The organism is Lentzea sp. NPDC054927 (genome assembly GCF_053610285.1).
Window position 1 is genome coordinate 296,342 of sequence record NZ_JBSGXZ010000001.1, and the last position, 13,570, is coordinate 309,911.

A 13,570-nucleotide genomic window follows, 5' to 3' on the forward strand; every position below is an offset into this window, starting at 1 on the left:
CATGGCAATGCCGAACGAGAACACCGCCAAGCTCGCCGTGCTCATCGACGCGGACAACGCGCAGCCGGGCAACGTCGAGGCGTTGCTGGCCGAGGTCGCCAAGTACGGCACCGCGCACGTCAAGCGCGCATACGGTGACTGGACCGGCACGAACCTGAAGGGCTGGAAGGACCAGCTGCTGGCCCAGTCGATCCAGCCCATCCAGCAGTTCGCGTACACGTACGGCAAGAACGCCACCGACGCCGCCATGGTGATCGACGCGATGGACCTGTTGTACTCCAACCGGTTCGACGGCTTCTGCATCGTCTCCAGCGACTCCGACTTCACCCGGCTCGCGGCCCGGCTGCGCGAGTCCGGCCTGACCGTCTACGGCTTCGGTCAGCGCAAGACGCCCAAGCCGTTCGTCGCGGCCTGCGACAAGTTCATCCACGTCGAGAACCTCATCGACACCACCGCGACCACCCCCGACGCGGCGCCCGCACCGAAGTCCACCTCGGCCACGCAGCTCAAGGGCGACACCGCGCTGGTGAACCTGCTGCGCAACGCCGTCGAGGCCGCCTCGGACGACGACGGCTGGGCCACGCTGTCCTCCGTCGGCAACATCGTCACCAAGCAGCGGCCGGACTTCGACCCGCGCACCTGGGGCTACGCCAAGCTCAGCGACCTGATCACCGCGACGACCCTGTTCAAGACCGATCGGCGCAGCCCGGGCGAGGGCAAGCCGGCGATCATCTTCGTGCGTGACCGGCGCCGCGCCGAGCAGACGACCTGAAACTGGGACGTCCGTCTCACTCTCACCCAGGGCTCACACCGGGCCGGATAACGTGAACGACCGGTCTTACCAACCAGACACGAGGAAGCGAGGTGAGCGACACATGCCAGGCGACAGTAGCCCGCGCAGGTCTTTCACCTCGCACGTCCAATTTGGGCACGTCCGATTTGGGCACGCTTCAGTTTCTGGCGTGTGACGCACACCCCTGAACACAAGGGGAGTCACACGATGCACGTCTTCGACATGACGCTGCGCATTGCCGAGAGCATGGGCCTCGGCGCGTTGATCGGTTTCGAGCGGCAGTACCGCTCGCGCATGGCAGGCCTGCGCACCAACGCCCTCGTGGCGGTGGGTGCCGCGTTGTTCGTCCTGCTGTCCGCGCAAGGTTTCGACGGCCAGGGCGACCCCACGCGGGTCGCCGCCCAGGTCGTGTCCGGCATCGGCTTCCTGGGCGCGGGCGTGATCCTGCGCGACGGGTTGTCGGTGCGCGGCCTGAACACCGCGGCCACGCTCTGGTGCGCGGCCGCGGTGGGCTCACTGGCGGGCGCCGGGCTGCACGTCGTCGCGGCCGCCGGCACCGTCGCGATCATCGCGGTCAACGTCGGCCTGCGGGAGCTCGGCCGGGCCGTGGACCGCAAGGACGAAGAGGTCTAACGGGGTTCGTAGGTCAGGCAGTTCGCGTGGTGGTCGCCCGCACCGGCACCGATGCGCACGCTCTGCGCCGTGCATTCCAACGAGGCGTTGTGCGTGCAGTCGGTGCGCAGACAGGCACCCACCTGTGCCACGACCTTCTCCAAGCCGCCCTTGGTGCTCAACGGGATGAAGGTGCCGCAGTCGGCAGCCCCGTTGTCGCCGCGCACGGTGATCGCGAAGGCGTGGCAGCCGTCGTGGTTGTACGAGCACTCGCTCACGGAGCAATCGTGGACGGCGGGCATCGCCGGGTTCTCGAGGGTGGTCATGTCCGCTCCTGCCGTGGTGGGAAAGGTTCGGTGATTCGGACGATGCCACCACGGCAGAAGGCCCGCAATTCGAAGGGAATTAGGCGAGCCTATCCTCAAGAATTGTTTCTAGCCTGGATCGAGGATCCTTCGCAGGAATCGTTGCGTGCGTTCTTCCCGCGGGTCTCCGATCACCTGTCCCGGCGCTCCCCGCTCCACGATCACCCCGCCGTCCAGGAACAGCACCTGGTCGGCCACACCCTCCGCGAACCGGATCTCGTGGGTCACGATGACCGTCGTCCACCCCTGCGAGGCCAGGTCCTTGATCACCGCCAGCACCTCCCCCACCAGCTCGGGGTCCAGCGCGGACGTCGGCTCGTCGAACAGCACGACGCGTGGCTTCAAAGCCAGCGCACGGGCGATGCCGACGCGCTGCTGCTGGCCGCCCGACAACTGGTACGGGTACGAAGAAGCCTTGTCGGCCAGCCCGACCTGATCCAGCAGCACCCGAGCCTCGGCGACGACCTCCTCGAGAGGACGCTTCTGGGCCACGACCGGGCCCTCGGTCAGGTTCTCGAGGACCGTGCGGTGCGGGAACAGGTTGTGCGACTGGAACACCATGCCGCTCTGCCCGCGCAGCCGTTGCGCGGCGGCACGGCCCGCCTTCCCGGCAGGCAACAAGGAGAAGTCCACCGACACGTCGTCGATGCGGACGATGCCGCGGTCTGGGGTGTCGAGGACGTTGAGGGAACGCAGCAGGGTGGTCTTGCCGGAGCCGGACGGGCCCAGCAGGACGGTCGAGGTGCCGCGCGGGACCGTGAAGTCGATGCCGCGCAACACGTCGAGCGAGCCGAACGACTTGTGCAGGCCAGAGACCTCGATGCGGATGTCGGTCATGCGATCACGTACCTGTTCAGCCTGGTCTCCAGTCGTTTCTGCCCGGCGGAGAGCGCCACGCAGATCAGCCAGTAATAGAGCCCCGCGAAGGCGTAGAGGGCGAGGAACTCGTTGCTCTCGGCGGCGGCCAGCTGGGATTCGCGGAAGAGTTCGGTCAGCAGCACCACGGAGCCGAGCGAGGTGTCCTTCAGCAGCGACAGCAGCGTGTTGGACAGCGGGGGCACGGCGGTGCGGGCGGCTTGCGGCAGGACGATGCGGCGCAACGTCTGCGCGTAGCCCAGGCCGATGGTCGAGGCGGCTTCGAACTGGCCGCGTGGCACAGACAGAATCGCCGAGCGGACCACCTCGGCCGCGTAGCCCGCGACGTTCAGGGAGAACGCGACCACCGCGGCGGTGAAGGGCGGGAACTTCAGGCCTATCTGCGGCAGGCCGTAGAAGACGATGAACAGCTGCAGCAGCAACGGGGTGCCGCGGATGATCGAGATGAACGCCCGCGCCAGGCCGGACAGCACCCGGTAGGGCGATATTCGGGCCAGGGCCACGAGAAGGGCCAGTGCCAGGCCGATCGCGAACGACAGCGCGGTCAGCGGGATCGTCACCTTGACCAGGCCCACGAACATCGGCCACGCGGTGGAGCGCAGGACCTCCCACGTGCTGCGCGGGCCGCGCCCCTCGGACAGGTCCGCGGCGCCACCGTCCTCAACGGACACATCGGCCTTGAAGTACTTCTGGGAGATCCCGCGCAGCGTGCCGTCGGCCTTCAACGCGTCGATCGCCTGGTTCGCCTGAGAAAGCAGCGCAGCATCCGTCTTGCGGAGCGCCAGCACCTGTTCGCTGCCCGCCTGGCCCGCGTCGCCGGTGATCTCGACGTCCTTGGAGCCGGTGGTGGCGAGGTAGTCGAGGACGGCGATGTTGTCGTTGACGATCGCGTCGACACGACCCTGCTGCAACAACGCGGCGGCCTGCGCGAAGCCTTCGACGGCCTCCACGTTCGCGCCGGCGTCGCGGGCTACCTTGGCCCAGTTGCTGGTGCTGGACTGCGCGGTGGTCTTGCCGCTGAGGTCCGAGATGGACTTGATCCGGTCGTCGCCGGTGCGGCGGACGATCACGCCGCGCGAGTAGGTGTAGGTGGTGGACAGGCCGTACTTGGCCGTTCGTTCGGGATTGCGCGACACCTGGTTGGCGATCAGGTCGATCCGGCCCGAGTCCAGTGCGGGGAAGATCGCGTCCCACTGCGTCTCGACGAACTCCAGCCGCCAGCCGGCCTTCGCGGCGATCGCCTTGATCACCTCGATGTCGTAGCCGGTCAGTTCCTGGGTCTGGGGGTCGTGGAAGGAGAACGGCGGATAGGTGCCCTCCGTCCCGACCTTGACCACGGGAGGTTGCTGTTGTTGCGCGTTCGCCGGTGCGGGGACGACGATCAACAGCAGCAGGAGCAGCACCGCGCCCCTGATCACTTGTCGCATTCGGGCAGAGTAGAGCGAACAGGGCGGGTGCCGCTGATGATCCACTATGCGGGAAACCCGAGATGAGGTGTGGCATGGCGACAGTCACGACGGGCGACGGCCAGCTGGTGTCCTACGTGGACCACGGCGGTGACGGCCCGGCGGTCGTGCTGCTGCACAGCTTCCTGATGGACACGACGATGTGGGCGCCGCAGGTCGCGGCGTTCGGCGACCGCTTCCGGTTGATCGCGGTCGACGAGCGCGGGCACGGCGGGACGCCTGCGGACGGGCCGTTCGACCACTGGGACGTCGCCAGGGACACGCTCGCCGTGCTCGACGACCTGAACATCGACTCAGCGGCCGTCGCCGGCACCAGCCAGGGCGGGTTCGTGGCGCTGCGGATGGCGTTGCTGGCACCGGAACGGGTCACCGCGCTGGCGTTGCTGGGCACGTCCGGCGAGACCGAGGACGAACAGATCGCCGCCGCGTACGACCAACTCGCGGAGGTCTGGATCGCGCAGGGACCCGAGACGGTGATCGAGGCCGTCGCCAAGATCTGTCTGGGCGATTACGACCCGTCCGAGTGGACGCCGAAGTGGTCCGAGGTGGAACCGGAGCGGCTGCGGCTGATCATGAACGCGCTGGTCGGCCGCGAAAGCGTGCTGGAGCGAGCCAGCGAGATCTCCGTGCCCGCACTCGTGTTGCACGGCACCGCCGACCTCGCCTACCCGGTCTCGAAGGCCGAGGCGCTCGTGGCCGCGTTGCCCAAGGCCGAGCCGCTGGTCACGATCGAGGGCGGCGCACACTTCCTGAGCCTCACCCACGCCGCGGACGTGAACCCGCACCTGGAGCGGTTCCTCAGCGCGACCCTCTGACGGCCCACGCCTTGGCGGTCAGCTCGATCGGGCCGCCGGCACCCAGGCGTGACTCCAGCAGGTCGCGGATCGCGTCCTGCTGGCCGGCGGGCAGCGTCGCGTAGTAGGCGGGTGCCGCGCCCGCGCCGCCGAGGAACGGTTCCCAGAAGTCGGCGAAGTCGCGGAACACCGTCGGCACGACGATGCCGGTCACCTCGACGTGCCGCAGACCGGCACCGGACCACAGCGCACGCAACGGTTCCTCGCCGCTCACGTTGGCGAACCGCGTGCCTTCGTCGTGGGCGGCCGCGGACGGGTCGACGTGCCGTGCCGCGTCCCAGAAGTGGCGCATCATCTGCATGCCGCTCGTGTAGTCCCAGACGTACGACGCGACGAACGAGCCTGCGCGCGCGAACTCGGCCACGGCGCGAGGAACGTCGGGCACGAAGGTGAGCACGAGCCCGCTCACCACGACGTCGGCCTGGAGGTCGCCCAGCTCGATCGCGTTGCCGACGTCGAAGGTGGCGCCGGGCACGCGTTGCCTGGCCAGTTCGAGGAAGCCCGCCGACGGGTCGACGCCCGTGATCGACGCCGGCCGCGCGCAGGCCAGCACGGTCTCGGTCAGCGCACCGGTGCCGCAACCCACGTCGAGCCACGTCCGGTCCGGCGGCACGTCCAGCCAGCGCAGGAACTCCACCGCGACGGGCCTGCTCCACCGGCCCACGTAGCGTTCGTACGCGTCACCGAGATCCCACATGCCCGCGACGCTAACGCAGCGGACGGAAGCCCGCCCAGAGTTCCTGGGCGAACAGCTGTGGCTGCTCCCAGGCGGCGAAATGCCCACCCGCGGCCACCCGGTTGTAGTGGATCAGGTTCGGGTACGCGCGTTCGGCCCAGCTGCGCGGCGCCTGGTAGACCTCCTCGGGGAACACGCTCACCGCGACCGGCAGCGTGACGCCCTTGGCGGCGATCACCGAGTACTTGCTCTCCCAGTACAGGCGGGCCGCGGAGATCGCGGTGCCCGTCAGCCAGTACAGCGAGACGTTCTCGACGACGTCCTGGCGCGTGAGCCCTTCGCGATGCCCCTCGAACGTCCTGACGATCTGCGCGAGGCTCGCGAGGTTGTGGTCGATCATGAACGACGCCAGCCCGGCCGGGGAGTCGGTGAACGCCATCAGCGTCTGCGGCCGGGTGCCCATCATGCGCGCGTAGGCCTGCCCCTTGCCGTAGCGGAAGAGCACGTCCTGCCACGCCTTGAGCTCGTCACCCTGCAGTCCGGGCGGCTGCGGGCCACCGGCGCGGGCGGCGTTGTCGATGTCGACGGGGACCGCACCGGGCAGGTTGGTGTGCACGCCGAGCAGCCCGGCCGGCTTGCGCAACGCCATGAGGTCGACGACCAGCGCGCCCCAGTCGCCGCCCTGCGCGACGTACCGGTCGTAGCCCAGCCGTGTCATCAGCTCGATCCACGCTCCGGCGATGTGGTCGGGTCCCCAGCCGGTCGCCGCCGGCTTGCCGGAGAAGCCGTAACCGGGCATCGACGGGATGACCAGGTGGAAGGCGTCCTCGGCCTTGCCGCCGTGTGCGGTCGGGTCGGTGAGCGGCCCGATGATCTTCAGCTGTTCGATGACCGAACCGGGCCAGCCGTGCGAGACGAGCAGCGGCAGGGCGTTCTCGTGCTTCGAGCGGACGTGCAGGAAGTGGATGTCCAGGCCGTCGATCTCAGTCATGAACTGCGGCAGCGCGTTGAGCTTGCGTTCGGTCGTGCGCCAGTCGTACTCGTGCGCCCAGTAGTGCGCGAGCGCCTTCATCGTACGCTGCGGCGGGCCCTGGGAGAGGTCCGTGACGGTCTCCACCTCGGGCCAGCGGGTCGCGAGGACGCGGCGGCGCATCTCGGTCACGTCCCGCTCGCCGATCCGCACCCGGAACGGCCGGATGGTGCTCGCAGCCTCGGCCGGACCGGCTTTGACCAGTCCGAACGTGAGTGCGGCCGCTGCCGAGGCGGTCAGGAAACTGCGGCGAGAGGGCTCGTTGGACACGGTTCACGACCGTAGGGAGGCGGGCCGGCCGTCGCGAGCGTCGGGTGACGGCGTTGCGGTACGTCACCCCTGCGGAATAAACGGGGGCCGGTCCGGTTATGCTGGGTGACACGTCAACTAGCCAGGTCGGGTGAGCTGTGAAGATCGCTGTTCTCGGTGCGGGCCACGTCGGTCCCGTCATCGCGCGCCTCGCCCTCGCGGCGGGCTACCCGGTGGCCATCGCGGGGTCGGGTGATCCCTCGCGGATCGAGATGATCACCGAGTTCCTGGCGCCGGGCGCCGTACCGCGGTCGGCCGCCGACGCGGTCGCGGACGCCGATCTGGTCGTGCTGGCGATCCCGTGGCACCGGCGCGATTCGCTCGAACCGGCGATGTTCGCGGGCAAGGTCGTCATCGACGCGATGAACCACTGGCCGCCCGCCGACGCGCCGCTGGGCACCAGCGAAGAGGTGGCCGGACGGCTCACCGGCGCGTACGTCGTCAAATCCCTCAACCACGTCGCCTACCAGGACATGGAACCCCCGAACGGCCGTGCCGTCGGCCTGGCCGGTGACTCGCCGGAGGCCGTCGAAGCGGTGCGGGAGTTCCTGTCCCGCATCGGTTTCGACCCGGTGCCGGTGGGCCCGCTGACGTCGGGACGGCTGCTGGAACCCGGCAGCCCGGTGTTCGGGGTCGCCGTCCGCCGTCCGGAACTCGAGAAGCTCGCGAAGGAGCAGTCATGAACACGTTCGGACTCGACACGTTCGGCGACGTCACCCTCGACGCCGAGGGCAGGCCGCTGACCCACGCCCAGACCATCCGCAACCTGGTCGAGCAGGGCGTGCTCGCCGACCAGGTGGGCCTCGACTTCTTCGGCATCGGCGAGCACCACACCCCGGACATGCCGCTCTCGGCCGCCGACGTGGTGCTGGCCGCGATCGCCGCCCGCACCACCCGCATCCACCTGGGCTCGGCCGTCACGGTGCTGAGCTCCGACGACCCGGTGCGGGTGTTCCAGCGGTTCTCGACGTTGAACGCCGTGTCGGACGGGCGCGCGGAGATCATCCTGGGCCGCGGGTCCAGTGTGGACTCGTTCCCGCTGTTCGGTTACGACCTCGCCGACTACGAGGACCTGTTCGAGGAGAAGACGCAGCTGTTCGCCGAGCTGGTGAAGGGCGGCCCGGTGACGTGGCAGGGCAAGACCCGCTCGTCGTTGCACGAGCAGGACGTCGTGCCGTTCACCGAACCGTTCCCGACCTGGATCGGTGTCGGCGGCAGCCCGCAGTCCGTGGTGCGGGCGGCGTCGCACGGGTTCTCGCTGATGCTCGCGATCATCGGCGGTCACCCCGGCCGGTTCGCTCCGTTCTCCGAGCTGTACCTGCACGCGCTGGAGAAGTTCGGCCGCTCGCCGCTGCCCATCGGGATCCACTCCCCCGGTCACGTGGCCGCGACCGACGAGCAGGCGCAGGAGGAGTTCTGGCCGCACTACCTCGACGTGATCTCGCGGCTCGGCAAGACGCGTGGGTTCTCCACGCCCACGCCGGAGTCGTACGCGCACGAGGTCGGGCCGCACGGCGCGTTGTTCGTCGGGTCGCCGGAGACCGTGGCCGAGAAGATGGCGCGGACGATGAAGACGTTGCACGCCAGCCGGTTCGACCTGAAGTACGGGATCGGCGGGTTGTCGCACGAATCGCTGATGCGGACGATCGAGCTGTACGGGACCGAGGTCGTGCCTCGGGTCCGGGAGCTGCTCAGCTGATCAGCCGTTCCATCTCCTCGTGGCTGATCGGCAGGTAGCGGCTGTAGTACGCCTTGTTGATCTGTTGCTCCGGGCCTGTCGGCACCCAGCCGTCGGGCCCGGCGAACTTCTCCTCGACCCCGTCTTTGCGCCTGATGACCAGCCGTGCGCGGGAGAGGTCGAAGGCGGCCGCACGGACGGGGAAGATCGCGAAGTACTCGTACTCCTGGTCGCGGAACTTGACGGACCTGCCGAGGTGCGCTGACCAGAACCGGTGGCCCAGCATGCTGTCCTCGTCCACCTCGGCGACGAACCACGACTGTTCGCCCGGCAGCCGGGTGAGCACGTCGGACGGCTCCCAGCCGAGGTCGCGGGCGGACTCCTCGGTGGTGCCGGTGAGCCGCAGCAGTGCGACGGGTCCCCGGTCCCGGCAGCGCACCGTCAGGTAGCGGGACTCACCGGCGGTGAGCCTGGCCGTGACCGCCGCCAGATCGGTGTCCCCGAGGGGCAGCAACGTCTGCTGGCTCGACGGCCGCACCGCCGGCAGCCACCGTCCCGGCAGCAGGAACACCTCCCACTGCTGTGGCGAGGCGTCCACGGTGGAGCGGATCACCGAGTAGGCGTTGCGGATGTCCGCTGCTTCTCCAACGTTGTTGAAGAGCCCGAAGTACTGGTGCGCACCGACCGCCGCGGCCTGCCGTTTCGCGTTCCTGAGGCGGAGCAGCGCGGTCAGGCGTTCGGCTTCCATCGTGTCCAGACGAACGGTGAACTCGTGCCCCTCCCCCGGCACTGGCACGACCGCGTGGGCGGAGTCGACGTCGAGCACGTCGGTCAGGCTGTGAAAGACCGCGTAGCCGCCGCTCAGCCTGATCTTGTCGCGCCGCCGCACCTCGATCCGCGCCATGATCCCGGCGACCGCGGCCGGTTCCACCACGTCCACGCTCCACGTCGGCTCGGCCGGCACGCGGTCGAGCAGATCCGTCTCCGAACGCCCGCGGTACCCGTGCCGCGAGATCTGCTGCTGCCGCCGGCCCCAGTCCGGGTTCTTCGGGGTCAGGACCACGGCGAACGGCGTGCCGTCCGCGGAGATGACGTGGTGGTGCCAGCGAGTCGCCCAGGACGCGTCGATCTGGGCCCTGAGTTGGAGTGCCTCGGCCTCGGTGATCGCGCTGTAGTCGTCGGTCCAGTCCCGGCCGGAGTCGAGGCGGTAGAGCTTGTCCGTGTCAGCCCATACGCCGTGGCCGACGTACTCCTCCTCGCGATAGCCCTCCGGCCGTCGCACGAGCATCGAGGCTCGATCCACGCTGCCGACGCCGTTCTTGAAGACCGCGTAGTAGCGGAAGTCCGCGAGTTCCCGTTCGAGGTTCATGAGATCGCCCCCCAGCAGATCCGTTGATCCAGTCTAGACCAACGGATCGCTGCGGCGGGCTCACTTCTTGGACGAGGCGATCTCGCACTCCTTCGCGTGTTCCAGGCCGAGCGTGATCGACGCGGCGTCGTTGTTCGGGCCGCCGAGCGCGTAGGAGACCGTGTCGGCGCCGGGTTCGTTGTGCACCTCGACGTAACGAACACCCTTGTCCCGCAGGCATTGCACGACGCGGTTGGCGAAGTCGACGGCCTCGGGGTTCGTGACGTCCTTCTCCCACGGCGGCAGCGGTGTCTTGGACTCGCAGGCCTTGAGCGCCTTGTCGACCTCTTCCTTCGCCGGTTGCGTGCGGCCGCTGCCCTCGGGAGCGCGGCCCTTCTGGTCCAGGCCGAACCCGGCCATGCACTGGTGGTACGGAGCCTGCAGGGCCTCGTAGTCCTCGGGCGTCATGTCGAGGCGTTCGCGGGGCCGTTGTTCCTGCTGGGCCGATGTCGTGGCGGCGCTGCTCGGGGTCTGGATCGAGGCGACCTCGGGCTGGGCGGCGGGTTTGGAACAGGCTGCCAGCAGGAGCAGGAGTGCGAGCGCGGCCTTCTTCATCGGAGACTTTCCTTTCGTCACGCGGAGAGCGCCTGCGTCGGGGTGAGCCGGGCGGCGCGGATGGAGGGGTAGAGGCCCGCGGCGGCGCCCACGACGAACGCGGCCAGCACACCGGAAGCCAGGACGGGCAGGGGAATCACGATCGGCCAGTCGTGCAGGGCGGCGTACCCGGCGACTCCGGCGGCACCGAGTGCGGTCCCCGCCAGACCGCCCAGGCTGGACAGCAGGACCGCCTCGGTGAGGAACTGGGCGCGGATGTGGCCGCGAGTGGCGCCGAGGGCCCGCCTCAGCCCGATCTCGCTGCGGCGTTCCAGCACCGAGATGACCATCGTGTTCGCCACGCCGACGCCGCCGACCAGCAGCGCGACCCCGGCCAGCCCGAGGAACAGCGCGCTGTAGGAGTTCTGCGTGGCCCGCTTGGCCGCCAGCACGTCCGACGGACGGCTCACCTGCACCAGGCCGGGGATCTCGCCGTACAGCGTGGCCGGCAGCACCGCGCGAACGTCCTCAATGGACTCCTCGCGGGCCTTGACGTACACGACGGTCGGGTGCCCGTCGAAGCCGAGCTGGGTGCGCGCGGCCTCCCAGCCGACGAGGACCGAGCGTTCGACGTCCGGGGCGAGCGGCATCGGCCCGAGCACCCCGACCACGGTGAACCACCGCTCCCCCACGAACACCGCCGGCCGGTCCTGTGCGTTCGCGATGCCGAGCCGTTGCGCGGCCGTGTTACCGAGCACGACCGACGGGAAGTCCGGGCGCGGCAGGAACTCCCCACTCTGGACGTGGCCGTTCACGGTCTCCAGCAGGTTCGGTGTTGCGGCCAGGACGGTGATGTCCGAGCTGTGGCCGGGGTCCAGCAGGTCGTTGCGGCGGACGCGGGTGTGGGTGTTCGCGACGGCCGCGGCCGCGGTGACCGGGCCGATGCGCTGGACCATCGCCACCGAGGATTCCGGGAGCAGCACCGGGTCCTCGTTGCGCTGGGCCGGTTGGGCTCGGAGGAGGTTGGTGCCCAGCGCGGTCAGTTCGTCCAGCAGGGCCTGCTGGCTGGAGGCGGGGATACCGGTCACGACGATCACCGTGGCGATGCCCAGAGCGATGCCCAGGGCGGAAAGTGCGGCGCGGAGTCGGCGGGTGCGGATGCCGAGCGAGCCGAGCGCGATCAGGTCGGCGAAGGAGAGCCGGGTCAACGCGCACCGCCGGCTGCACCCGTGTCGGCGACGATCCGTCCGTCCCGCAACTCCACCCGGCGCGGCAACGACGCGGCGATGTCCCGGTCGTGCGTGATCAGCGCGATCGTCGTGCCCTGCCGGTTCAACTCCCGCAGCAACTCCAGCACCGCACGCCCGTTGGCCGTGTCGAGCGCGCCGGTCGGTTCGTCCGCCAGCACCAGGGCCGGGTTGTTCACCACGGCGCGGGCGATGGCGACGCGCTGCTTCTCCCCACCCGACAGCTGCGACGGCCGGTGATCGGTCCGGTGCCCGAGGCCTACCCGTTTCAGCGCCTCCACGGCCAGCGCGCGGCGGTCCTTGCGGCGCACGCCCGCGTACAGGAGGCCGGTGGCGACGTTTTCCGTGGCGGTGAGGCCGTCGGAGAGGTGGAACTGCTGGAAGACGAAGCCCAGCCGGCTCCCGCGCAGCATCGACAGGCGACGGTCCGACAGGGACGACACGTCCTGGCCGTCGATCTCCACCGTGCCGGACGACGGGAGGTCCAGCGTGCCGACGAGGTGCAGCAGGGTGGACTTGCCCGAGCCGGACGGGCCCACGATCGCGAGCAGCTCGCCTGAGCTGACCTGCAGCGATACGTCGGACAGGGCCGTGACTCCGCCGTAGTAATGCTTGCTCACCGCGCGCAACGCGAGGACCGGGGTCACTGCGCCGTCACCACTTCCAGGCCGTCGGTGATGCCGTCGCCGGAGATCTCGACCTTGTCCTGCGAGTACAGACCGGTCTGCACTGCCTTCAGGCCGCCGGCGGGCAGCTGCACGGCATAGCCACCCTCTTTCAACGCGATCAGCGCGGCCAGGGGCACGGTCAGGACGCCGGTCCGGCTCTCGGTCGTGATCTTCAGCCGGACCGGTGCGGTGTCCAGGTCCGCCACGTCGGCGGGGTTGTCGGGGGTGACCACGACGTCGATCTTCTGGCCGCCGCCGTTCTCGGCGGGAGGGGCGTTGGTCACCGACGTGACCTTGCCGGGCACCTCGCGGTTGTCCGGGCGCACGATCGTCAGCGGCATGCCGGCCTTCACCGCGCCGGCTTCCGCGACGGGCACCTGCACGGTGACCAGGCGGGTGGTCGGTGTGACCTCGAACAGCTCCTCGGCCGCCGGGGCGCCCAGCTGGGCTTTCACGGTCGCCACGCGCATCGGGCGGTCCAGCACGAGGACGCGGCCAGGGACCAGGACGCCGTTCTGTTCGACGCCGAGGGTCTTCTGCCACTTCTTCAGCGCCTCGACGACGCGTGGGGTGAACTCGGCTTTGGCGGCGTCGCCGGGGCGGGTGCCGACCTGGTAGCCGAGGGCGGCGAGGTTGTCCATCACCACGGCGACGTCCGAGCCCTTGAGGCCCGGCGTGTCCAGGGCGCGGAACAGCGGGGTCGCGCCGAAGAACACGACGACCGGCTGGTCGTCCACCCGGTACAGCTCCTTGCCCAGCTCGGTCGTCTGGCCGGCCGCGGGCAGCTTCGTGACGGTGCCGGTGCCTCCTTTGACCGGGCGGGCGGCGCCGAAGCCCAGGTTGGCCTGCAGCACGCGGGTGTTCGCGAGGTCTCCTTTCTGCACGGTCGTGGTCTTCGGGGCGGGTGGAGGGGCCGCGGCGGGCTCGTCCGGTCTGCCTCGCACCAGCAGCACGACGGCGGTGACGACCACGACGAGCAGCGTGGCCGCGATGAGGGCGTTGCGCATGCCGTGGATCTTGATCAGCACTTGTGAGGATCCTGTGTCGAACCGGT

General features: G+C 69.6%; 15 protein-coding genes. 5 read left to right on the forward strand and 10 right to left on the reverse strand.

Translation table 11 applies throughout. The features are described from left to right. The first annotated feature begins 1 nt into the window (after position 1). Positions 2 to 772: an NYN domain-containing protein gene (locus tag ACWGE0_RS01495; RefSeq protein ID WP_452258909.1), complete on the forward strand. Its 771-nt coding sequence runs from the start codon at positions 2 to 4 to the stop codon at positions 770 to 772. A gap of 228 nt (positions 773 to 1,000) precedes the next feature. Continuing rightward, positions 1,001 to 1,426: an MgtC/SapB family protein gene (locus ACWGE0_RS01500; protein ID WP_030466138.1), complete on the forward strand. Its 426-nt coding sequence runs from the start codon at positions 1,001 to 1,003 to the stop codon at positions 1,424 to 1,426. On the opposite strand, the gene ACWGE0_RS01505 is transcribed toward ACWGE0_RS01500, so the two are convergent. The 3 genes from ACWGE0_RS01505 to ACWGE0_RS01515 form a co-directional block, all read right to left on the reverse strand. Beyond that, positions 1,423 to 1,731, reverse strand: coding sequence for a DUF1540 domain-containing protein (locus ACWGE0_RS01505; protein WP_452258910.1), 309 nt, complete (start codon positions 1,729 to 1,731; stop codon positions 1,423 to 1,425). The two genes, ACWGE0_RS01500 and ACWGE0_RS01505, sit on opposite strands and share 4 nt — an antisense overlap. A 108-nt stretch (positions 1,732 to 1,839) precedes the next feature. Next, positions 1,840 to 2,607 carry an amino acid ABC transporter ATP-binding protein gene (locus ACWGE0_RS01510; RefSeq protein ID WP_452258911.1) on the reverse strand — a complete coding sequence of 256 codons (768 nt, stop codon included), beginning with the start codon at positions 2,605 to 2,607 and terminating at the stop codon, positions 1,840 to 1,842. After that, positions 2,604 to 4,073 (reverse strand): ABC transporter substrate-binding protein/permease, encoded by a 1,470-nt coding sequence (locus ACWGE0_RS01515; RefSeq protein ID WP_452258912.1) that lies wholly within the window; start codon positions 4,071 to 4,073, stop codon positions 2,604 to 2,606. Before ACWGE0_RS01515 ends, ACWGE0_RS01510 begins: the two co-directional genes overlap by 4 nt. A 74-nt stretch (positions 4,074 to 4,147) precedes the next feature. On the opposite strand from ACWGE0_RS01515, the gene ACWGE0_RS01520 reads away from it, so the two are divergent. Then, the gene (locus ACWGE0_RS01520; protein WP_452258913.1) at positions 4,148 to 4,927 is read left to right on the forward strand and encodes an alpha/beta fold hydrolase; all 780 of its coding nucleotides are present in this window, start codon (positions 4,148 to 4,150) and stop codon (positions 4,925 to 4,927) included. Here ACWGE0_RS01520 and ACWGE0_RS01525 read toward each other — a convergent pair. Both ACWGE0_RS01525 and ACWGE0_RS01530 read right to left on the reverse strand, forming a co-directional pair. Continuing rightward, positions 4,911 to 5,663, reverse strand: a complete 753-nt coding sequence (locus ACWGE0_RS01525) for a class I SAM-dependent methyltransferase (RefSeq protein ID WP_452258914.1) — start codon at positions 5,661 to 5,663, stop codon at positions 4,911 to 4,913. The genes ACWGE0_RS01520 and ACWGE0_RS01525 overlap by 17 nt on opposite strands. Before the next feature lie 10 nt (positions 5,664 to 5,673). After that, positions 5,674 to 6,942, reverse strand: coding sequence for an epoxide hydrolase family protein (locus tag ACWGE0_RS01530; RefSeq protein WP_452258915.1), 1,269 nt, complete (start codon positions 6,940 to 6,942; stop codon positions 5,674 to 5,676). Positions 6,943 to 7,079: 137 nt separating this feature from the next. Between ACWGE0_RS01530 and ACWGE0_RS01535 the strand changes: the two genes are divergently transcribed. Together ACWGE0_RS01535 and ACWGE0_RS01540 are read left to right on the forward strand one after the other, a co-directional pair. After that, positions 7,080 to 7,664 (forward strand): NADPH-dependent F420 reductase, encoded by a 585-nt coding sequence (locus ACWGE0_RS01535; RefSeq protein WP_452258916.1) that lies wholly within the window; start codon positions 7,080 to 7,082, stop codon positions 7,662 to 7,664. Then, complete coding sequence (locus tag ACWGE0_RS01540; protein ID WP_452258917.1) at positions 7,661 to 8,680, forward strand: LLM class flavin-dependent oxidoreductase; 1,020 nt, start codon at positions 7,661 to 7,663, stop codon at positions 8,678 to 8,680. Before ACWGE0_RS01535 ends, ACWGE0_RS01540 begins: the two co-directional genes overlap by 4 nt. Here ACWGE0_RS01540 and ACWGE0_RS01545 read toward each other — a convergent pair. The 5 genes from ACWGE0_RS01545 to ACWGE0_RS01565 are packed head-to-tail and all read right to left on the reverse strand — an operon-like array spanning position 8,673 to position 13,544. Beyond that, the gene (locus tag ACWGE0_RS01545; RefSeq protein WP_452258918.1) at positions 8,673 to 10,028 is read right to left on the reverse strand and encodes a hypothetical protein; all 1,356 of its coding nucleotides are present in this window, start codon (positions 10,026 to 10,028) and stop codon (positions 8,673 to 8,675) included. The genes ACWGE0_RS01540 and ACWGE0_RS01545 overlap by 8 nt on opposite strands. A 60-nt stretch (positions 10,029 to 10,088) precedes the next feature. Further along, positions 10,089 to 10,622: a hypothetical protein gene (locus ACWGE0_RS01550; protein WP_452258919.1), complete on the reverse strand. Its 534-nt coding sequence runs from the start codon at positions 10,620 to 10,622 to the stop codon at positions 10,089 to 10,091. Between the two features lie 17 nt (positions 10,623 to 10,639). Then, positions 10,640 to 11,809 carry an ABC transporter permease gene (locus ACWGE0_RS01555; RefSeq protein ID WP_452258920.1) on the reverse strand — a complete coding sequence of 390 codons (1,170 nt, stop codon included), beginning with the start codon at positions 11,807 to 11,809 and terminating at the stop codon, positions 10,640 to 10,642. Next, on the reverse strand, positions 11,806 to 12,495 hold the full coding sequence (locus tag ACWGE0_RS01560) for an ABC transporter ATP-binding protein (RefSeq protein ID WP_452258921.1): 690 nt from the start codon (positions 12,493 to 12,495) through the stop codon (positions 11,806 to 11,808). The genes ACWGE0_RS01555 and ACWGE0_RS01560 overlap by 4 nt, the downstream gene beginning before the upstream one ends. Further along, positions 12,492 to 13,544 carry a peptidoglycan-binding protein gene (locus tag ACWGE0_RS01565; protein WP_452258922.1) on the reverse strand — a complete coding sequence of 351 codons (1,053 nt, stop codon included), beginning with the start codon at positions 13,542 to 13,544 and terminating at the stop codon, positions 12,492 to 12,494. Before ACWGE0_RS01565 ends, ACWGE0_RS01560 begins: the two co-directional genes overlap by 4 nt. Between the last annotated feature and the right edge of the window lie 26 nt (positions 13,545 to 13,570).

Bases quoted from the DNA above. Each gene is read 5' to 3' on its own strand.
- ACWGE0_RS01550 (WP_452258919.1), bottom strand. From the start codon at position 10,622: ATGAAGAAGGCCGCGCTCGCACTCCTGCTCCTGCTGGCAGCCTGTTCC.
- ACWGE0_RS01515 (WP_452258912.1), bottom strand. From the start codon at position 4,073: ATGCGACAAGTGATCAGGGGCGCGGTGCTGCTCCTGCTGCTGTTGATC.
- ACWGE0_RS01510 (WP_452258911.1), bottom strand. From the start codon at position 2,607: ATGACCGACATCCGCATCGAGGTCTCTGGCCTGCACAAGTCGTTCGGC.
- ACWGE0_RS01540 (WP_452258917.1), top strand. From the start codon at position 7,661: ATGAACACGTTCGGACTCGACACGTTCGGCGACGTCACCCTCGACGCC.
- ACWGE0_RS01495 (WP_452258909.1), top strand. From the start codon at position 2: ATGGCAATGCCGAACGAGAACACCGCCAAGCTCGCCGTGCTCATCGAC.
- ACWGE0_RS01500 (WP_030466138.1), top strand. From the start codon at position 1,001: ATGCACGTCTTCGACATGACGCTGCGCATTGCCGAGAGCATGGGCCTC.
- ACWGE0_RS01525 (WP_452258914.1), bottom strand. From the start codon at position 5,663: ATGTGGGATCTCGGTGACGCGTACGAACGCTACGTGGGCCGGTGGAGC.
- ACWGE0_RS01505 (WP_452258910.1), bottom strand. From the start codon at position 1,731: ATGACCACCCTCGAGAACCCGGCGATGCCCGCCGTCCACGATTGCTCC.
- ACWGE0_RS01520 (WP_452258913.1), top strand. From the start codon at position 4,148: ATGGCGACAGTCACGACGGGCGACGGCCAGCTGGTGTCCTACGTGGAC.
- ACWGE0_RS01545 (WP_452258918.1), bottom strand. From the start codon at position 10,028: ATGAACCTCGAACGGGAACTCGCGGACTTCCGCTACTACGCGGTCTTC.